Below are 19,702 nucleotides of genomic sequence, written 5' to 3' on the forward strand. Positions count from 1 at the left end.
TATGTGGGAAATCATTGATAAGGGTTTGATCAGCAACGGGCTGGTGACGGCATTTGCCTTTGTGGGCGTGGTGATGTGGATTTCTGTCGTGCTTTCCAAGCGGCTGACGTTCGGCAGGGTGCATGGCTCGGCCATCGCCATTGTCATCGGCCTGGTTCTGGCGTGGGTCGGCGGCACGATGACCGGTGGCCAAAAAGGCCTGGCGGACGTGACATTGTTTTCCGGTATCGGGCTGATGGGCGGCGCCATGCTGCGTGACTTCGCCATCGTTGCCACCGCGTTCGAAGTGCAGGCAACTGAAGCGCGCAAAGCCGGAATGATTGGCGTGATTGCGCTGCTGCTTGGCACGATCCTGCCGTTCATTGTCGGCGCGAGCATCGCCTGGGTGTTTGGCTATCGCGATGCGGTAAGCATGACCACCATTGGCGCGGGTGCAGTGACCTATATCGTTGGCCCGGTCACCGGCGCGGCATTGGGTGCGACGTCGGATGTGATGGCGCTATCAATCGCGACTGGCTTGATCAAGGCGATCATCGTGATGGTTGGCACACCGATGGCGGCGCGCTGGATGGGTCTGGATAACCCGCGCTCGGCAATGGTTTTCGGCGGTCTGGCGGGCACCGTTAGTGGTGTGACGGCTGGCCTTGCCGCAACGGATCGGCGACTGGTGCCTTACGGCGCGCTGACTGCAACTTTCCACACCGGACTGGGCTGCCTGCTGGGACCATCGCTGCTGTACTTCGTGGTGCGGGCTATCGTCGGTTGACCCACGATTCGACGAGCAACACGTATCTAATGTGGGAGCCGAGCTTGCTCGCGATATAGCTGAACGCGATGGACCAGACATCTACGGCTCCCTTATCGCGAGCAAGCTCGGCTCCTATCAAACATCACTCCAATAATGGATTTGAAACGCGGACCTTGTAGGAGCTAACTTGTTGGCGAAGCGGAATTTCTGACGATGCGGGTCCGACGTCTCGCCAACAAGTTGGCTCCTACAGGTCACCCGTTTGCTGCGCGACAGCGCGGTGTCAGGGATACCGGGACCACTCCCACAGGAAATTGCATTCGTGCGGGTTTTACGCGGATGTCAGCCGATTGGCATACATCCGTCCCTCGGCTATCAACGCCAACAGATTCGGGTCGCGCTCCTTTGATTTCAGAAATACCATGCCGATGTGCTGTTGCATGCGATAGCGCTCTTGCAGCGGGATCAGCTTCACCCGGTTCTCATAAACCGCTGCAATACGGCCCGGCAACAGCGCATACCCCACGCCTGAGCTGACCATGCTCAGCAAGGTGAAGATGTCGTTCACCTGCATCGCTACCTTCGGTTCAAACCCTGCCTGCTGAAAAACCCGGATGCCATCACGATGCGTGGCGAAGCCTTGGGTCAGGGTAATGAACGTCGCCTCGCGCAGGTCGCTCAGGTCCACTTCGCTGTGCTGTGAAAACGGTGAGTCGGCGGGGACGGCGAGAAAGATGTCGTCGGAAAACAGCGGCAGATGTTCGCAGTCCGGGTCGTTGACGCTCTCGTCCAGTGACACCAGAATCGCGTCGACTTCCATGTTCTTGAGCTTGTAGAACAGGTCGATGTTAGAGCCCATGATCAAGTCGATGTTGAGCTCGCTACGGCGGATTTTCAGACCCATGATCAACTGCGGAACGGTCTTTACCGTCAGCGAATACAGGGAACCGAGCTTGAAGCGTGCGGCGGAAAATCCGGCGGCCTGACGTGTCAGCTCAACCGTGGCGAGCACGTCCTGAATCAGTTTATGGGCTCGCTCTTCCAGCACATAGGCGCTTTCCAGCGGCGTCAGGTTACGGCCTTCATGCTTGAACAACGGGCAGCGCAGGGCGCTTTCCAGTGAATGAATGGCGCGGTGCACGCTGACGTTACTGGTGTTCAGGTCCGCGGCGGCTTTGGTCAGGTTGCCGGTGCGCATGAACGCCAGGAATATTTCCAGTTTTTTCAGGGTCAACTCATCGTCGATTTGCATGTCGTGAGGCTTCTTGTTTGAGTGCCCCGATTGTGCACATTTAGATAGCCACTGGCTGTAATAAAAAACTGTTTGGCTAACGCATGGCTTGCGCTTTACGTCCCTAAGCTAGAGCCTTGCGCTGCAGTTCAGAACGATGAGGTAGTGTGCGGATGTATTACGGAGAAAAATTCAACGCCTGGTCCCACCTGGTCGGTGCAGTGCTGGCTTTGGTCGGAGCCATCTGGTTGCTGGCGATTGCCAGCCTTCAGGGTGATATCTGGAAGATAGTCAGCGTCGCGATCTACGGCGTAACGCTGGTGTCGTTGTACAGCGCATCGACCGTTTACCATAGCGTGCGCGGACGGGCGAAAACGATCATGCAGAAGGTTGATCACTTTTCGATCTACCTGTTGATCGCAGGCAGCTACACGCCGTTCTGTCTGGTGACCTTGCGTGGTCCTTGGGGCTGGACATTGTTCGGCGTGGTCTGGGGCCTGGCGGTGATCGGCATCCTGCAGGAAATCAAACCCCGCTCCGAAGCCCGGATCATGTCCATCGTGATCTACGCGGTCATGGGCTGGATTGTGCTCGTGGCCGTCAAACCCCTGATCGCTGCACTGGGCACGGCAGGCTTTACCTGGCTGGCGGCGGGCGGCGCGCTGTACACCATCGGCATTATTTTCTTCGCTTACGACACCCGTTTTCGCCACTGGCACGGGATCTGGCATTTGTTTGTGATTGCCGGGAGTCTGCTGCACTTCGTGGCGATTTGTTTTTATGTGTTGTGAGTGGCGGATGCCCTTAATGAACAACATCCGCATCACTGAATTGAACGCATTTCTGTAGGAGTGAGCTTGCTCGCGATTCGATTTTTCTTTCGATAATTTTCCCCTGACCTGACGCTATCGCGGGCAAGCGCGCTCCTACAGGTCCGCGGTTTGCAGCGAGACAGTGAAGGAATATCGATTCACCTGACGCCCCGCATCAGTGCACGCCTTCGCACCCCATCAAACGATTTCCCACCAACCCTCGCCGTAGCGCGCCGCCCCGTGCGGGCGCACCAAATCGGCAGGCTTTTGCACTGCATTGAAGCATTTAATTCATTATTTAAAACTGTTGAATTATTTGATTCTTGCTCCTAGTCTGTTCCTCGACCCGCCTGCTGGCGACTTCTTGCAACGACTGAGACCGGGAGCAAAAGATGAACGTGAAAGTACTCTTGAGTATGGCGGTGGCCACTGCGTTTTCGGCTTCTACCTGGGCGGCGGACTGGACGGTAGGTGCCAACGTGGGCAACGTGCCCTGGGAGTTTCAGGACGCCAAAGGCGAGATCGTCGGCTTTGAAGTCGATGTGGTCAAAGAAGTCGCCAAGCGGGCTGGCAAGACAGTCGAGTTTGTGAATATTCCGTTCAACGGCCTGTTCAGTGCCGTGCAGTCCAAGCGTGCAGACATCGCTATTTCGTCGATCACGATTACCCCAAAACGTCTTGAATCAGTGGGCTTCGCTCAGCCGTATTACGACAGTGATCAGTCACTGTCGGTGCTGACCAAGTCTGGCATTGATGGCCTGAAAGGCATGCAGGGCAAAGTGGTCGGCGTAGACACCGGCTCGACGGGTGACATGTGGGTGACGGCGCATCAGGCCGAGTACAAGTTTGGCGATGTGTCCCGCTACGAAGGGCTTTCCCCGGCGATGCTCGACCTTGCTTCCGGGCGTATGGACGGCTACATCAGCGATATTCCGGCCGTGCTCTATTACATCAAGGACAAGCCGCAATACCGGGTGGTCGCCCGTATTCCCACCGGCGAGAAGTACTCGTTGATGCACGCCAAAGGCTGGGCGTCTGCGACTCAGGTCAACGACATCATCACCGCCATGAAAAAAGAAGGCGTGATCGCAGGCTTGCACAAGAAGTGGTTTGGCGCCGATGCCGATCCAGAGTCCAGCACCGTCAAGGTTGTCGACGTACTCAAATAAGCGCGGCTAATAACCTCTGACTGTTCAAACCCGGCGCCTGGCGCTGTCACCAAGGAGTCCTGATGGAGCTGGTCCAGACTTTCTTCAACTGGGGTGTGTTTGTCGACGCACTGCCGCAGATGTTGCGGGGCCTCGGGGTGACGGTGTTGCTTGGCGTGGTCAGCATCATTCTTGGTCTGGTGGGCGGTTTGCTGCTGGCCATGCTACGTCTGTACGGCTATGCACCGATCCGGTTGCTTGCGCGAATTTACATCGATGTGATGCGCTCTATCCCGCTGTTGGTGTTTTTGGTGCTGATTTATTACGCACTGCCGTTTGTGGGAATTCGTCTTTCCTCGTTCGCCGCAGCGGTGGCAGCGCTATCGCTGGTGTCTTGCGCATACTCGGCAGAGATTTTTCGCTCCGGTATCGAAGCCATCCCGCGTGGCCAGTTCGAAGCAGCGGCGTCGCAGGGCATGAGCTTCTTCAACACGATGCGCGACGTGATCCTGCCTCAGGCCATGCGCATTGTTTTGCCGCCCATGACCAGTAACTGCATCAACGTCATGAAGGACACGGCACTCGCTTCGGTGGTCGCCATGCCGGATCTGCTCAAGCAGGCGACTCAGGCGCAGGCACTCTCTGCCAACCCCACGCCGCTGGTGGGCGCCGCAATCATGTATCTGTTGCTGTTACTGCCCCTGGTGCAACTGGTCAGTTGGGTTGAGCGGCGCAACAGCGCCGGGAGGAAGAGCTGATGAGCGCAGTCATCCAGATTGAGGGTGTTGCCAAGTTCTATGGCAGGTTTCAGGCCCTGGCGGATATCAACCTGTCAGTCGAGCAGGGCGAAGTGGTGGTGATCCTCGGGCCGTCAGGCTCAGGAAAATCCACGCTGATTCGCTGCATCAATCTGCTGGAGGAGTACCAGGAAGGCGAGATCCGGGTAGCAGATCAACGGGTCGAAACCGGACCGAAACTGGCAGGTATTCGCTGTGAAGTCGGCATGGTCTTCCAGAATTTCAATCTGTATCCGCACATGACGGTGCTGGCCAATGTGGCGCTGGCTCCGGTGCGGGTGCGCGGTTTATCACGCCGCGATGCGCAGGATCGAGCGCGGGTATTGCTGGAAAAAGTCGGCATGAGCGCACACGCCGACAAATACCCCGGCCAGCTTTCCGGTGGTCAGCAACAACGCGTCGCTATCGCCCGAACCATGGCCATGGAGCCACGGGTGATTCTGTTCGACGAACCGACTTCTGCGCTGGACCCGGAGATGGTGGGTGAAGTGCTCGACGTCATGCAGAACCTGGCGCGCTCAGGCGTGACCATGGTCGTGGTCACCCATGAGATGGGCTTCGCCCGTAAAGTCGCCGACCGTGTGATTTTCATGGAGAGCGGCCGGATCATCGAACAGAACAAGCCCGAAGCCTTTTTCACGGCGCCTCAGGAACCGCGAACACAGGCCTTTTTGCAGGCCATCCTGCACCACTGATTCCTTTTGGAGACTGCCCAATTGAACGCCCTCGATATCGATTATGTTCGCCGCCAGTTCCCCATGCTGGCCGATGGTTTTGCCTATCTGGACAACGCCGGTGGTTCGGCGGTGCTCGGGCGCGTGGCTGACCGGGTCCGCGACTACCTGATTCACAACAGCGTGCAATTGGGCGCGTCCTACAACGGATCGGCTTCAGCCGGTGCGCTGGTGCTACAAGCCCGGGAGTCCGTGGCGCAACTGATCAACGCGTATCACGCCGAAGAATGCGTGATGGGCGGCTCGACCACGCACCTGCTGCAAATCCTCTGTCGCGCCATTGCGCCTTCGATCAACAGCGGCGATGAAATCATCGTTACCCACAGCGATCACGAAGCGAATATCGGCCCGTGGCAGCGGTTGTGCGAGGAGCGTGGCGCGACGTTGCGAGTGTGGTCAGTCGATCCGCAAACCCTGGAACTGGAGCTCGACGATCTGGATGCACTGCTTGGCTCGCGCACCCGCTATGTAGCCATGACCCATGCGTCGAACATTCTGGGCAGCGTCAACCCGGTGGCCGAAGTCGCCCGTCGTGTGCATGCCGTGGGCGGCAAGTTGTGCGTAGATGCCGTGGCGTATGCGCCCCATCGTCTGGTGGATGTGCAGGCCAGCGGTGCCGATTATTACGTGTTCAGTTTCTACAAGGTGTTCGGCCCGCACTTCGCGGTTCTTTGGGGGCATCGTGAGGCGCTGCTGGAGCTGCCGAGTCTCAATCACTTTTTCATCGGGCAGGACGTGATCCCTTACAAGCTGCAACCGGGCAACCTCAACTACGAGTTGTCATACGGCTGCATGGGCATCAACGAATACCTGCTGGATATCGGTCAGCGCCTGGGCGCCAGCGGCAGCCCGCGCCAGATCATGCAAGCGGCGTTTGATGCGTTCGAAGTACAGGAAGATTTGCTCGCCGAAACCCTGTTGTCATTTCTGCGCGAAACCGAGGGTGTTCGCATTATCGGCAAGTCGCGTGTCACCTCTGGCGATCGGGTGCCGACCATCAGTTTCGTGGTGGAGGGCGTGCAATCGGAAGCTATCGTGCGGCGCATTGACGAACACAGGATCGGGATTCGCTTCGGTGACTTCTACGCGCGACACTTGATCGAACAGTTGGGCCTGGCCCGGTTCGGCGGTGTGGTACGTGTCTCGATTGCGCACTACAACACGGTCGACGAAATGCAGCGTCTGGTCCGGCATCTGGCCGAGGCGATCAACGACCTGCGTCCATCCTGATTTTTACGAGCGACCTTTCATGTCAGCAGTGCCTCAAACCCTTGCCGAGTTACGTGCGGCTATCGTCGAGCAGCAGGATCGTTTGACCGCGCGTATGCGAGATGCGGCGTGCTACCTCACCGAGCATCCCCATGACGTGGCTCTCAACACAGTGGCCGCGCTGGCGGAGCGCTCGGGGATTGCTTCATCGGCTTTTATTCGGCTGGCCAAGGCGCTGGGGTTCAACGGCTTCAGCGACTTGCAGCGATTGTTCAAGGCACCGTTGCAGCAGGCGGGTTCGTCGAGCTTCAGTGAACGGATTCGTCACTATCAGGGTGAAGAACTACTGGAGGACCCGACCGATGTCGGCGCCATTCTGACCGCGTTCAGCCGGGCCAACATCGTGTCTCTGGAGCATCTGGCCGAAGGGCAGCAGGTCGAAGCGCTGGAGCAGGCCATTACTTTGTTGCAACGCGCCCGGACGACGTTTGTGGTGGGAATGCGCCGGTCGTTCCCGATGGCCAGTTACCTGAGCTATGCGCTGAGTCGCGTCGGTCGTCGTGCCGTGCACATCAGCGGTCTCGGTGGTTCATTGCGCGAGCAAGTCGGTGCGCTGCACAGCGATGACATTCTGGTCGCCGTGAGTTTCCCGCCTTATGCCACGGAAACCATCGAAGCCTGCCAGCAGGCAGTGGCGGCAGGTACACCTATTGTGGCGATTACCGACAGCCTGCTCAGCCCGATCGGCCAGCACGCGGCGGTGATCATTGAAGTCAACGATGCGGAATTACTGGGCTTTCGCTCACTCACGGCGGCGTTCTGCGTGGCCCAGACCCTGGCGATGGGTCTGGCGTTTCGCGACGGTCAGTCGCTGAGCGGCCCTGATCATGATGCTTTGAAAAACATCGACTGCTGAGCCGAGTTTTAGCGGTCTGCTTGAACCCAACCATCTGCGCCTGTGCAGGAGATTGCTCTTATGGCTACACCCCTTCGCGATCTGGTCGGCTACGGCCAAAACCGTCCTCAAGGCACCTGGCCTAATGGTGCGCGGTTGGCAATCAGTCTGGTCATCAATTATGAGGAAGGCTCCGAGCGTTCGCTGGCAATGGGCGATCCCGATCAGGAAAGCATGACCGAATGGGGCAGCTACCAATTCCCTGATGGCGTTCGCAATCTGGCGATGGAGTCGATGTATGAATACGGCTCGCGGGTGGGTATCTGGCGGATTCTGGAGATCCTCGAAAAAGCCGGCGTGCCGTCCACTTTTCACGCCTGTGCCGTTGCGTTCGAACAGAACCCTGATGTCGCTAAAGCAGCTGTCGCGCTGGGTCATGAAGTCTGCAGTCATGGCTATCGATGGGAAGAGGTTTTCCGCCTGACCGAAGAGGAAGAGCGTGAGCACATTCGTCTCGCCGTTGAATCATTCGAACGCACCTGCGGCAAGCGCCCGGTCGGCTGGTATTGCCGCTACGGCGCAAGCGTGCGGACCCGGCGTCTGGTGGCCGAAGAGGGTGGTTTTCTGTACGACTCCGACGCCTATAACGACGACGTGCCGTACTACGTCGACGTTGAAGGCAAACAGCATCTGGTGGTGCCGTACACCAGCGACGTGAATGACTTCCGTTACTGGAACTCGCCCGGCCTGTCTCAGGCGTCGGACTTTTTCGAATACATGAAGGAAAGCTTTGAGGTGCTCTATGAAGAGTCTGCTGATGGCTTGCGCATGATGTCGGTGGGCTTGCACCCGCGCATGGTTGGTCGTCCGGGACGCGTGCGGGCGATAAAGCGTTTCATCGAATATGCCCAGGGCCACGAAGGCGTCTGGTTCGCGACCCGCGAGCAGATTGCCAAAGCCTGGATGAGCCGCGGCTAACCCAACCTTTAGGAGCACCGCGCCATGCAGGCTTTCGATTTAGTCATTCGCAACGCCAAAGTCATCACGGCGGCGGACAGTTTTGTCAGTGATATTGGCGTTCGCGACGGGCTGATCGTCGCGCTGGGTCTGGGGCTGGAAGGCGCTACTCGTGAGATCGATGCAGCCGGTCGCTCGGTGACGCCCGGCGGCATCGACAGTCATGTGCATCTGGATCAGCCCACCGGCGACGGTTCGGTGATGGCGGACGATTTCGAAAGCGGGACCCGCTCCGCGGCCTGCGGCGGCACGACGACGGTGATCCCGTTCGCCTGTCAGCAGAAAGGGCAAAGTCTGCGTGCCGCTGTCGATGATTATCACCAGCGAGCGGATGGCAAGGCGTTGATCGATTACGCTTTCCACTTGATCGTGACGGACCCTACCGAAGACGTACTGCGCCGTGAGTTGCCGGAACTGATCGCAGAGGGTTACACCTCGTTCAAGATCTACATGACCTACGACGCGCTGAAGCTCGATGACCGGCAAATTCTTGAGACGTTGTCAGTTGCACGTGCCCAGGGTGCGATGGTCATGCTGCACGCTGAAAACAGTGACTGTATTGCCTGGCTGACCGAGCGCCTTTTGGCGGCGGGGTTAAGCGCTCCGCGCTATCACGCAACGTCACGGCCCATGTTGGTAGAGCGCGAAGCCACCCACCGCGCCATTGCTCTGGCTGAACTGGTGGATGTGCCCATCCTGATCGTGCATGTATCTGGGCGCGAAGCCATCGAGCAGATTCGCTGGGCGCAGGACCACGGCTTGAAGGTCTACGGCGAAACCTGTCCGCAGTATCTGTTTTTGACTGCCGACTCGCTGGGCTGCGATGACAGTTTTGAAGGCGCCAAATGCATTTGCAGCCCGCCACCGAGAGACGCTGCGAACCAGCAGGTCATCTGGGACGGCCTGCAAAATGGCTCGTTTGAGGTGTTCTCCTCGGACCACGCGCCGTTTCGTTACGAAGGTCCGGATGGCAAGCGCGCTCACGGCGAGCATGCGCCGTTTTCGGAAGTGGCCAACGGCATCCCCGGCATTGAAACGCGCATGGCGTTGCTCTGGTCGGAAGGCGCCTGCACCGGGCGCATTACTGCGCAGGAATTTGTCGCGCTGACTTCGACCAATGCCGCACGGCTTTATGGCTTGTATCCGCGCAAAGGCAGTATCGCGATTGGCGCCGATGCGGATTTGGTGATCTGGGATGAAGGGCTGGATTTCGAACTGCACAACGATCGCTTGCACCATCGCGTGGATTACACGCCGTACGCGGGCATGCGCTTGACCGCTTGGCCTGCGCTGACGCTTTCACGGGGCGAAGTGGTGTGGGATGGCAAAGCACTGGGCCAGCCGGGACGCGGACAGTTCTTGCCCTGCGCAAGACCGGAACCAGCCAAGGCCCGGCGCAGGAAGACCGAGTTGCCTTACCTGTAGCGAGGAGACTGTAGGAGCGCGCTTGCCCGCGATGGCTTTGTGTCAGGCACCATCAACGTTGGATGTGCCGGCATCATCGCGGGCAAGCGCGCTCCTACACAGACTGTGTGAAAACTACTGCAGGCTGGGCACCTTCGGTGCTACGCGCACAATACTGCGTTAAAAACAGGCGAAAAATGCTCATTTAGAACACCTAGACTCCGCTTTTTCGCCTGTTTTTGCCTTGTCTTGCCGTCGCTCGCTACGTTTTCACACAGTCTGTACAGGTCCAGTATTGCGGCGCGATGAGATTAAAAATCCCCCCACAACTGCTGCGCCACGCTCAGAGCAACAACAGGTGCGGTTTCGGTGCGCAGCACGCGAGGGCCGAGGCGGGCGGCGTGGAAGCCAGCGTCCTGAGCCTGGTCGACTTCGGCGTCGTTCAAACCGCCTTCAGGGCCGATCAGGAAAGCAAGGGTAGTGGGTTTGCTGTGGCTGGTCAGCGGCTCTGCAACCGGGTGCAGCACCAGCTTGAGTTCGGCATCGCTGCGCTTGAGCCATTCAGCCAAAGGCATAGGCGGGTGAATCACCGGCACCACCGAGCGACCACATTGCTCGCAGGCGCTGATCGCGATTTGCTGCCAATGAGCCTGACGCTTCTCGGCGCGTTCGTCCTTGAGGCGCACTTCACAGCGCTCGCTGACAATCGGAGTGATCTCCGTGACGCCCAGTTCGGTCGCTTTCTGAATCGCCCAGTCCATGCGCTCGCCACGGGACAAACCCTGGCCAAGGTGGATACGCAACGGCGATTCGGTTTGCCCGGGGAAGGTTTCGTCGAGCTTGACGCGCACGCGCTTCTTGCCGACTTCCAGCAAGGTGCCGCGAAACTCCTGGCCTGAGCCATCAAACACTTGCAGTGCATCGCCTTCGGCCATCCGCAGCACGCGGCCGATGTAATGCGCCTGGGCTTCAGGCAGTTCGTGTTCACCGAGGCTCAGGGTGGCGTCGATGAAGAAGCGGGACAGTCTCATGGTGGGTCTCTGAAATTTTGGTAAATCGCAGACCCTTTGTGGGAGCGAGGCTTGCCCGCGATAAGGCTAAATGCGATCTAAAGTGAACCGCGTGCAGCCTTATTGCGGGCAAGCCTCGCTCCCACAGGGGGAACGCGTTTCAAATCATTGATTGGGTTTTAGCCCGGATCACGAAAATCCGGGTGGAAATTCTCTCTCACGGCAACGCTGATGCTTTTACGCGTCGCGATGTCGATGCCTTCAGTTGCGACTTCGGCGAGGAAGTCGATCTGCTCGGGCGTGATCACATACGGTGGCAGGAAGTAAACCACGCTGCCCAGCGGACGCAATAGCGCGCCGCGCTCCAGTGCATGCTGGAACACCTGCAGTCCACGGCGTTCCTGCCACGGGTAGGCTGTTTTGGTGGCTTTGTCCTGAACCATCTCGATGGCCAGCGCCATGCCGGTCTGACGCACTTCAGCCACATGCGGATGATCCACCAGATGCGCGGTGGCGGTGGCCATACGCTGGGCCAGGGCTTTGTTATTTTCGATGACGTTGTCTTGCTCGAAAATATCCAGTGTCGCCAATGCCGCTGCACACGCCAACGGGTTGCCGGTGTAGCTGTGCGAATGCAGAAAGGCGCGAAGCGTCGGGTAGTCGTCGTAAAACGCGTCGTACACGTCGTCGGTTGTCAGCACGGCCGCCAGTGGCAGATATCCACCGGTCAGCGCCTTGGACAGACACAGGAAGTCCGGGCGGATACCTGCTTGCTCGCAGGCAAACATGGTTCCGGTGCGGCCGAAACCTACGGCAATCTCGTCGTGGATCAAATGCATGCCGTATCGGTCACAGGCCTCACGCAGCAGCCTCAGGTATACCGGATGGTACATGCGCATGCCGCCCGCGCCCTGAATCAATGGCTCTACGATGACGGCGGCCACCGTGGCGTGGTTTTCGGCGAGGGCATGTTCCATTGCAGCGAACATATTGCGCGAGTGTTCTTCCCAACTCATGCCTTCGGGGCGGTGGTAGCAATCCGGGCTTGGCACCTTGATGGTATCCATCAGCAGCGCTTTATAGGTTTCGGTAAACAACGGCACGTCGCCAACCGACATCGCGGCCATGGTTTCGCCGTGGTAGCTATTGGTGAGGGTGACAAAGCGCTTCTTGTCCGGCTGGCCGCGGTTGAGCCAATAGTGAAAGCTCATTTTCAGCGCGACTTCGATGCAGGACGAACCGTTGTCGGCATAGAAGCAGCGGGTCAGACCATCAGGCGTCAGTTTGACCAGCCGCTCGGACAGCTCAATCACCGGCTGGTGGCTGAAACCGGCAAGGATCACATGTTCCAGTTGGTCGACCTGATCCTTGATGCGTTGATTGATACGCGGGTTGGCGTGGCCAAACACATTGACCCACCAGGAACTGACGGCGTCCAGATAGCGTTTGCCTTCGAAGTCTTCCAGCCACACACCCTCGCCACGCTTGATCGGAATCAGTGGCAGGCTTTCGTGGTCTTTCATCTGGGTGCAGGGGTGCCACAGAACCTTGAGGTCGCGCTGCATCCACTGATCATTCAGGCCCATTGGTTTTCTCCGGATAGCGACTCGCATGGTGCGAGGACGAGCAATCGCGCAAGCCTATGCAATGCCCGGCTACGGGACAACCTTTAGTGCCAATTGGTTTTGGATGCGAACGCTTTCGTGCAGAAAACACAGATCCCGTAGGAGCGCGCTCGCCCGCGATGCGGTGTGTCAGCAAAAAACGTATTGCCTGAACTGTCGCCATCGCGGGCAAGCGCGCTACAGAAAAAACCATTCTTTTTTATGTTTGACAGGCGCCCGATGGACATCACTGGTAGCCCTGCTGCGGCTGGCGTATCCTTCGCGCCTCTGTGACGTATCGAGCGTCATTTACCGAAACCTCCCCTGCTTTTTTCGGAGTCTGCTGAATGCTTTCTGGTTGGCTGCGCGCCTGTGCGCTCGTTTTAGTTGGGCTGGTCAGCGTTTCGGCGCTCGCTAATGAAAAACAAAAGACTGCGATCGTGGTTGGCGGCGGGCTTGCAGGCCTGACAGCTGCGTACGAGCTGCAAGCTAAAGGCTGGCAGGTCACTCTGCTGGAAGCCAAACCAGCGCTGGGCGGCCGCTCCGGTCTGGCCACCAGCGAATGGATCGGTAATACCAAGGCTCAGCCTGCGTTGAACCAGTATCTGGAGCGCTTCAAGCTGGCCACGGTGCCTGCGCCGGAGTTTGTCCGCACGCCGGGCTACCTGATTGATGGCGTTTATTTCAGCAAGGCCGATCTGGCGCTCAAGCAACCGGCGACCGCCGATGCGATCAAGCGCTACGAGGAAACCCTGGACAATCTGGCGCGCTCCATCGACAACCCGGAAAACCCGGCGGCCAACAGCACGCTGTTTGCACTGGATCAGATCAACGTGGCGAACTGGCTGGATCGTCTGACCCTGCCAGCCACCGCTCGCCAGTTGATCAATCAGGAAATTCGTACCCGCTATGACGAGCCGTCGCGCTTGTCGCTGCTGTATTTCGCACAGCAATCCCGGGTTTATCGCAACGTTGACGACCGTGATCGCCGTGCAGCGCGTCTGCCAGGTGGCAGCGCGGTACTGGCTGAAGCGTTCGCCAAGCAAATCAAAACCATCAAGACCAACTCACCGGTTTCCGCCATCGTTCAGGATAAGGACGGCGTAACGGTCAAGGCGGGTGCAGTCGGTTACAGCGCTGATTACGTGGTGCTGGCCGTGCCGCTCCGCGCATTGAGCAAGATTCAGATGACGCCTGCGCTGGATGCCCAGCACATGGCGGCGATCAAGAGCACCAACTACGGTTGGCGCGACCAGATCATGCTCAAGTTCAAGACGCCTGTCTGGGAAAGCAAGGCTCGCATGTCTGGCGAGATCTTCAGCAACACCGGTCTGGGCATGCTGTGGATCGAGCCAGCAACCAAGGGCGGCGCCAATGTGGTGATCAACCTGTCCGGCGATAACGCGCGGATCATGCAGGCCTTTGGCGACAAGCAATTGGTGGATCAGGTACTGATTCGCCTGCACACGTTCTACCCACAGGCTCGCGGTGCTTACACCGGCTACGAGATCCGTCGTTACAGCGTCGACCCGTCCACTGGCGGTTCCTATCTGGCATTCGGACCGGGGCAGATCAGCAAGTTCTGGCGTGTGTGGGAAAAGCCGATTCTGCGCGTAGCCTTTGCCGGTGAGCACACTGATACGTTGTACCCTGGCACGGTAGAAGGCGCTTTGCGCACAGGCCAGCGTGCGGCCAGTCAGGTCCAGGATCTGGCCGCTGGCAAGTCGTTTGAACCTGTGAAAATCGTCCCTGCGCCAGCACCTGCAGTGAAGAAGGACGAAGGTGGTTTCTTTAGCAATATGTTTGGCGGTTCGTCTGACAAGGCTGAAGCCAAAAAGCCTGAGCCAGCCAAAGCGGCTGATGAGGCCAAAGCTAAGGAAAAAGGTGGTTTCTTCTCGTGCTGGTTCGGTTGTGCTGAAGAGCCTGTCGCCAAGCCCGTCGAGAAAGCTCCTGAGCCAGCACCTGCTCCCGCTCCTGAGGCTGTAGCTCCGGTGGTTGCACCTGTCGTCGCACCGGTCAAGGCCGAGCCGGCCAAGGTCGAACCCGCTAAAAAGGCACCGGTGAAAAAGGCTGAGCCTGCCAAGAAAGCTCCAGCTAAAGAAGCTGCGAAAAAGGCCCCTGCCAAAACCCCGGCCCAGATTGAAGCTGACAAGAAAGCAGCTGCTGCCAAGGCGAAGGCCAAAGCCGCCGCTGAAGCTAAAAACTGATCGGACTGAAGTAGCAAAAGAAAAGGGCGCGATCTTGAGATCACGCCCTTTCTTTATTTGGCAACCTCACGCCCCGGATCAGTTAGAGCGGGACTTTAGCTCGCATCAATCATGGGCTTGAAACACATACCTTGTAGGAGTGAACTTGTTCGCGAACGGCTGCGCAGCAGTCGTAAATCTGGCGACCCGATTCCAGCAAATGCACCGAGTCGCGGTCGTTGCTGCCGCTTCGCGCCAGATCGCGAACAAGTTCACTCCTACACAGACTGTGTGAAAACCCTCAGACAAAAACAAACTGCGCGCGCTCACGTGAAATCTTTAAAAGTTTGTGTGGGTCACAGACCTCAAACTCACGTAGGAGCGCGGTTTTTTGAGCGTTTTTTAGCCAGCTAATTGGCTCGTGAGGTTTTCACACAGCCTGTACAGGTCGGTGTTTGCTATGCGATGGCGCGAACGCCTACAAAAAGTGAAACCGCTTATTTAGCGCCCGTCGTCGCGAAGCTCTTGGTGCCTTCAACGCGCCGATCTTCTTTGAGAACCCACTGCGGCTCGCTTCTGCACTTGTACTTCACGCCTTTACGTCGCGTGATAGCACTCACCTTGGTCATGCATTCTTCCCGGGATGCGTAGGCGTCTCCTGCCTTTCGCTCCTCCACACAGCCTTCCATACCACTGCACATTGTCATAACGACAAAATAAACAGTCATCATCGCGGTGTTGCTCCATTGATCGATGCGATCTAAAAGTCCTGCTCCGGTACTCGTTACTGTCTGAAGACGGGTTGCAGTGATTGATTTGGGCTTGGTGCAAGAGAGGCACAGGCTCATCCCTTGTAGGCCTGTGGGAGATGCTGAGGCTTATTCAGGTCGGTAACAATGGCCTAATGCTTCCATCTGTCGGAATAACGTCACTCATTGCGAATTCATTGGGTGGTGTCATTTTAATGAACATAAATTCAGTCATTAATTTGACCTTTTGAGGGTTTTTAGCCTTCTTTGACGGGAGGTCAAGCGGGTAGTGCATCGGCCGAGGATTGAGGGCGAAGTGCCGCTCATCGCAGTTGAAAGGCCGATGGTCATGGCAAGGTTTTGTTACGAAGCAATTCTCGCGATGCTGGGCTTGAGTAATACGCGGGTTATCGCTTTTTCGTCTATCAATGACAGTCAGCATTGAATGCGGACGCGGCGATGGAGCTGATGAAAAACGTAACAATCGTATTATTCGATACTTCAAAGCGAAATTTTGCGCTTTCATTCGATAGATAAAAAGCTAGTCTGGCATCAACTCCTACAGGGTAATGGCAATGCAGTTACGCAACTCATCCTCTCGCTACGGTCTGGTCAGCATGGTGCTGCACTGGGGCGTTGCTGTTGCAGTGTTTGGTTTGTTCGCGCTAGGGCTGTGGATGGTAGGTCTGGATTATTACGACACGTGGCGTAAGGCCGGGCCCGATCTGCACAAAAGCATTGGCATCACGTTATTCGCCTTTATGTTGTTCCGCATTGTCTGGCGCCTGCTCAGCCCGCCGCCGCCGTCTCTCGCCAGCTATGGCAAGTGGACGCGAATCGGCGCGCACGTTGGGCATATGTTTCTTTATGTCGGTCTGTTTGCTGTGATGTTCGCCGGTTACCTCATTTCCACCGCCGACGGCGTGGGGATCCCGGTATTTGGCCTGTTTGAAATACCTGCGCTGTTCAGCGGTCTGCCTGATCAGGCCGAAACCGCTGGCTGGATTCACTTGTACCTGGCTTGGGTGCTGGTGGTCTTCGCAGGGCTGCATGGTCTCGCTGCACTGAAACACCACTTCATTGATCGCGATGTGACCCTCAAGCGTATGCTGGGTCGCGCTTAATTGTTCAACCAAAACGGGAATAAAAGCATGTTGAAGAAGACTCTCGCCGCACTGGCTCTTGGTACTGCACTGTTGTCTGCCGGTCAGGCGATGGCCGCTGATTACGTGATCGACAAGGAAGGCCAGCACGCTTTCGTTGACTTCAAGATCAGCCACCTGGGCTACAGCTTCATCCACGGTACGTTCAAGGACTGGAGCGGCAAGTTCAGTTTTGACGCTGCCAAGCCTGAAGCCAGCAAAATCGACGTTGAGCTGAAAACTGCCAGCCTGTTCACCAACCACGCCGAGCGTGACAAGCACATCAGCAGCAAGGACTTCCTGGACGTTGCCAAGTTTCCTGAAGCCAAGTTCGTCTCTACCGCAGTCAAATCTACCGGCGCAAAAACTGCTGACGTGACGGGCGACCTGACCCTGCACGGAGTGACCAAGCCGATCGTGATCAAGGCGACTTTCAACGGCGAAGGCAAGGATCCATGGGGCGGCTACCGTGCCGGCTTCAACGGTACTTCGACGCTTAACCTGAACGACTTCGGCATCAAAGGCCCAGGTCCTACCTCGCAAACTCTGGACCTGGAAATCAGCTTCGAAGGCGTTCAAGCCAAGTAAGCTTTCCGGTTGATCAAAAACGCCGACCTCAGGGTCGGCGTTTTTTTTGTCTGAAATACAACGATTGACTGTGGGAGCGAATTCATTCGCGAAGGCGGCGTCTCAAATGACGAATATGCATTGGATGTACTGGCCTCTTCGCGAATGAATTCGCTCCCACAAGGATCGGCTTCAACAGGGTTTCACACACAAAAACGCCCCGAACCAGTCGGGGCGTTTTTTGTTCCGGCCTTGCTTAACCTTCGCGGTTGCGGGTCAGCAGGGCTGGCTTTTCACCGCGTGGGCGGGTTGGCAGCTGATCGAGTTGTTCAGCGGACGGGAACCGGTCGCTTTTCGACTCTTTGTGCATGATCTTCGGTTGCGGCTGGCTCTGGCTGTCGCGAGGACCGCGAACTGCCGGTTCCTGACGGGCCGAGTCATCGCGTGCCGGGCGGCGGTTGCGCGGGTTCTCGTCACGGCGAGCCTGGCCATCGCGTGGAGCACCGTTACGAGGGCCGTTGCGCTTGGCTGGCGGCGTACCTGTGGACGCACCACCGCCACTGCGCGGACCACTTGGGCGCGGGGCGCGAGCGGCTGGAGCAGCGCCGGTACCCGTGCTGGCTGCCGGAGCGCCAGGACGACGACCGCGGCTCTGGTTCTTGTCCTTATACGGACTGACGTAATCAGCGCGGTTGCCGAAGTTATCCACTTCGTCATCCAGAAACTCGTCCGGGGCGCGATCTGCAGCCGGGCGCGGTGCAGCTGCGCGAGGATTTGCCGCACGCTGTTCGCGAGCCGGAGCGCCTTCACCGCGAGGCTTCTGTTGTTCACGCGGCTTGCGGGCCGGACGTTCACCAGCAGCGGCTGCCGGTTTTTCCTTGCCCTTATCTTTGCCTTTGTCTTTGCGACCACCGCCACCGCCGTTCGGACCATCGCCACGAGGTCCGCGCGGATTGCGTGGGTTACGCACGTCCGGACGCTCGCGAACTTCAGGCTTCTCGGCTTCTACTGCGGACATGTCGAAGCCCATCAGATCGCCATCGGCAATCTTCTGCTTGGTCATGCGCTCGATGCTTTTGAGCAGCTTTTCTTCGTCCGGAGCAACCAGCGAAATCGCTTCGCCGTTACGGCCTGCACGGCCTGTACGACCGATGCGGTGAACATAGTCTTCGTCTACGTTCGGCAGTTCGAAGTTGACCACGTGCGGCAACTGGTCGATATCCAGGCCGCGAGCGGCGATGTCAGTCGCAACCATGATGCGTACTTCACCGGCCTTGAAATCGGCCAGCGCTTTGGTGCGAGCGTTCTGGCTCTTGTTACCGTGGATCGCCACAGCGGTAAGACCGTGTTTGTCCAGGTACTCGGCCAGACGGTTTGCGCCGTGTTTGGTGCGAGTGAAGACCAGCACTTGCTCCCAGGCACCCTGAGTGATCAGGTGCGCCAGCAGCGAACGCTTGTGGTTGGCGGGCAGGCGGAACACGCGTTGCTCGATACGCTCGACCGTGGTGTTCGGCGGCGTGACTTCGATGCGCTCCGGGTTGTGCAACAGCTTGCCTGCCAACGCTGTGATGTCGTTGGAGAACGTCGCCGAGAACAGCAGGTTCTGACGCTTGGCGGGCAGACGTGCGAGCACTTTCTTCACGTCGTGTACGAAGCCCATGTCGAGCATCCGGTCGGCTTCATCGAGCACGAGGATTTCAACGTGGGACAGGTCGACGCTGCCTTGACCGGCCAGATCGAGCAGACGGCCAGGGCAGGCCACCAGCACGTCTACGCCACGGGCCATGGCTTGAACCTGTGGGTTCATGCCGACGCCACCGAAGATGCAGGCGCTGACGAACTTCAGATCGCGGGCGTACAGCTTGAAGCTGTCATGCACCTGGGCGGCAAGTTCGCGAGTCGGGGTCAGGACCAGTACGCGCGGTTGGCGCGGGCCGTGACGTTGAGATTTGTCCGGATGACCGTTGGGAAACAACCGTTCCAGAATCGGAAGGGCGAAACCACCGGTTTTACCAGTACCTGTCTGGGCGGCAACCATCAGGTCGCGACCTTGCAACACGGCGGGAATGGCCCGCTGTTGCACCGGAGTAGGCTGGGTATAGCCCGCTGCCTCGATGGCGCGAACTAGAGCCTCGGAGAGACCGAGGGAAGCAAAGGACATGAGTAATCCTGTTTTAGTTAGAGCTTATGCTCAAAGGGAAGTCTTGCCTGGCGCGAATGGCGTTCAGGCTTCGTCGAAACTGCCTGAGCGTCGACCATGCTGTTCGGTGAACAGGGTGATCGCGGCTCGGTGTTTTCGTTCAAGCTTTGGAGAACGCAGTCCCGTCCGGTCCTGCTGGGCCTTCAGGGCATCTCGTGACGCTGCGCAGTGAAAGAAGATGCGCTATTGGCGTGATCGAGGAGCCTGAAACAAGACCGAGCATCCGGGCGTAAGCCTGGCGGGAAGCCC

The 19,702-nt window shown here is 58.1% G+C and carries 17 protein-coding genes; 12 read left to right on the top strand and 5 right to left on the bottom strand.

Annotated features, from left to right (window positions below; translation table 11 throughout):
* Position 1 precedes the first annotated feature (1 nt).
* A complete protein-coding gene (madM, locus tag RX972_RS03770) occupies positions 2 to 766 on the top strand; it encodes a malonate transporter subunit MadM (protein WP_122395395.1) in 765 nt (254 codons plus the stop codon).
* Positions 767 to 1,079: 313 nt separating this feature from the next.
* Here the strand turns inward: madM and RX972_RS03775 are convergent, their stop codons facing one another.
* The gene (locus RX972_RS03775) at positions 1,080 to 2,000 is read right to left on the bottom strand and encodes a LysR substrate-binding domain-containing protein (RefSeq protein ID WP_316872597.1); all 921 of its coding nucleotides are present in this window, start codon (positions 1,998 to 2,000) and stop codon (positions 1,080 to 1,082) included.
* A gap of 152 nt (positions 2,001 to 2,152) precedes the next feature.
* On the opposite strand from RX972_RS03775, the gene trhA reads away from it, so the two are divergent.
* The 8 genes from trhA to hydA all read left to right on the top strand — a co-directional run bounded on the left by trhA (position 2,153) and on the right by hydA (position 10,016).
* Positions 2,153 to 2,770, top strand: coding sequence for a PAQR family membrane homeostasis protein TrhA (trhA, locus tag RX972_RS03780; protein WP_099267851.1), 618 nt, complete (start codon positions 2,153 to 2,155; stop codon positions 2,768 to 2,770).
* 413 nt (positions 2,771 to 3,183) lie between these two features.
* Entirely contained in the window at positions 3,184 to 3,960 is a 777-nt protein-coding gene (locus RX972_RS03785; RefSeq protein ID WP_027902051.1) for a transporter substrate-binding domain-containing protein, read from the top strand.
* Between the two features lie 62 nt (positions 3,961 to 4,022).
* A complete protein-coding gene (locus RX972_RS03790; protein WP_027902050.1) occupies positions 4,023 to 4,697 on the top strand; it encodes an amino acid ABC transporter permease in 675 nt (224 codons plus the stop codon).
* On the top strand, positions 4,697 to 5,431 hold the full coding sequence (locus tag RX972_RS03795; RefSeq protein ID WP_027902049.1) for an amino acid ABC transporter ATP-binding protein: 735 nt from the start codon (positions 4,697 to 4,699) through the stop codon (positions 5,429 to 5,431). The genes RX972_RS03790 and RX972_RS03795 overlap by 1 nt, the downstream gene beginning before the upstream one ends.
* A gap of 21 nt (positions 5,432 to 5,452) precedes the next feature.
* Positions 5,453 to 6,700 carry a cysteine desulfurase-like protein gene (locus RX972_RS03800; RefSeq protein ID WP_316872598.1) on the top strand — a complete coding sequence of 416 codons (1,248 nt, stop codon included), beginning with the start codon at positions 5,453 to 5,455 and terminating at the stop codon, positions 6,698 to 6,700.
* Between the two features lie 19 nt (positions 6,701 to 6,719).
* Positions 6,720 to 7,595, top strand: a complete 876-nt coding sequence (locus RX972_RS03805) for a MurR/RpiR family transcriptional regulator (RefSeq protein ID WP_122705840.1) — start codon at positions 6,720 to 6,722, stop codon at positions 7,593 to 7,595.
* Between the two features lie 60 nt (positions 7,596 to 7,655).
* The gene (locus tag RX972_RS03810) at positions 7,656 to 8,552 is read left to right on the top strand and encodes an allantoinase PuuE (protein ID WP_122395389.1); all 897 of its coding nucleotides are present in this window, start codon (positions 7,656 to 7,658) and stop codon (positions 8,550 to 8,552) included.
* Between the two features lie 24 nt (positions 8,553 to 8,576).
* Positions 8,577 to 10,016 carry a dihydropyrimidinase gene (gene hydA, locus RX972_RS03815; protein ID WP_316872599.1) on the top strand — a complete coding sequence of 480 codons (1,440 nt, stop codon included), beginning with the start codon at positions 8,577 to 8,579 and terminating at the stop codon, positions 10,014 to 10,016.
* Between the two features lie 290 nt (positions 10,017 to 10,306).
* Here hydA and RX972_RS03820 read toward each other — a convergent pair whose 3' ends face one another.
* Both RX972_RS03820 and RX972_RS03825 read right to left on the bottom strand, forming a co-directional pair.
* Positions 10,307 to 11,026: a 16S rRNA (uracil(1498)-N(3))-methyltransferase gene (locus RX972_RS03820; RefSeq protein ID WP_231676096.1), complete on the bottom strand. Its 720-nt coding sequence runs from the start codon at positions 11,024 to 11,026 to the stop codon at positions 10,307 to 10,309.
* Between the two features lie 158 nt (positions 11,027 to 11,184).
* Positions 11,185 to 12,591 carry an adenosylmethionine--8-amino-7-oxononanoate transaminase gene (locus RX972_RS03825; protein ID WP_316872600.1) on the bottom strand — a complete coding sequence of 469 codons (1,407 nt, stop codon included), beginning with the start codon at positions 12,589 to 12,591 and terminating at the stop codon, positions 11,185 to 11,187.
* 365 nt (positions 12,592 to 12,956) lie between these two features.
* Here RX972_RS03825 and RX972_RS03830 point away from each other — a divergent pair, with 365 nt between their 5' ends.
* Positions 12,957 to 14,816 carry a flavin monoamine oxidase family protein gene (locus RX972_RS03830; RefSeq protein WP_316872601.1) on the top strand — a complete coding sequence of 620 codons (1,860 nt, stop codon included), beginning with the start codon at positions 12,957 to 12,959 and terminating at the stop codon, positions 14,814 to 14,816.
* A 476-nt stretch (positions 14,817 to 15,292) separates the two neighbouring features.
* Here RX972_RS03830 and RX972_RS03835 read toward each other — a convergent pair whose 3' ends face one another.
* Positions 15,293 to 15,643 (bottom strand): hypothetical protein, encoded by a 351-nt coding sequence (locus RX972_RS03835; RefSeq protein WP_316872602.1) that lies wholly within the window; start codon positions 15,641 to 15,643, stop codon positions 15,293 to 15,295.
* A gap of 476 nt (positions 15,644 to 16,119) precedes the next feature.
* On the opposite strand from RX972_RS03835, the gene RX972_RS03840 reads away from it, so the two are divergent.
* Together RX972_RS03840 and RX972_RS03845 are read left to right on the top strand one after the other, a co-directional pair.
* A complete protein-coding gene (locus RX972_RS03840; protein WP_027902550.1) occupies positions 16,120 to 16,668 on the top strand; it encodes a cytochrome b in 549 nt (182 codons plus the stop codon).
* Between the two features lie 27 nt (positions 16,669 to 16,695).
* Positions 16,696 to 17,274 (top strand): YceI family protein, encoded by a 579-nt coding sequence (locus tag RX972_RS03845; protein WP_027902551.1) that lies wholly within the window; start codon positions 16,696 to 16,698, stop codon positions 17,272 to 17,274.
* A 235-nt stretch (positions 17,275 to 17,509) separates the two neighbouring features.
* Here RX972_RS03845 and RX972_RS03850 read toward each other — a convergent pair whose 3' ends face one another.
* The gene (locus RX972_RS03850) at positions 17,510 to 19,414 is read right to left on the bottom strand and encodes a DEAD/DEAH box helicase (protein ID WP_122806072.1); all 1,905 of its coding nucleotides are present in this window, start codon (positions 19,412 to 19,414) and stop codon (positions 17,510 to 17,512) included.
* Positions 19,415 to 19,702: the final 288 nt, after the last annotated feature.

The organism is Pseudomonas syringae group sp. J309-1, assembly GCF_032582135.1.
GTDB lineage: Bacteria > Pseudomonadota > Gammaproteobacteria > Pseudomonadales > Pseudomonadaceae > Aquipseudomonas > Aquipseudomonas quasicaspiana.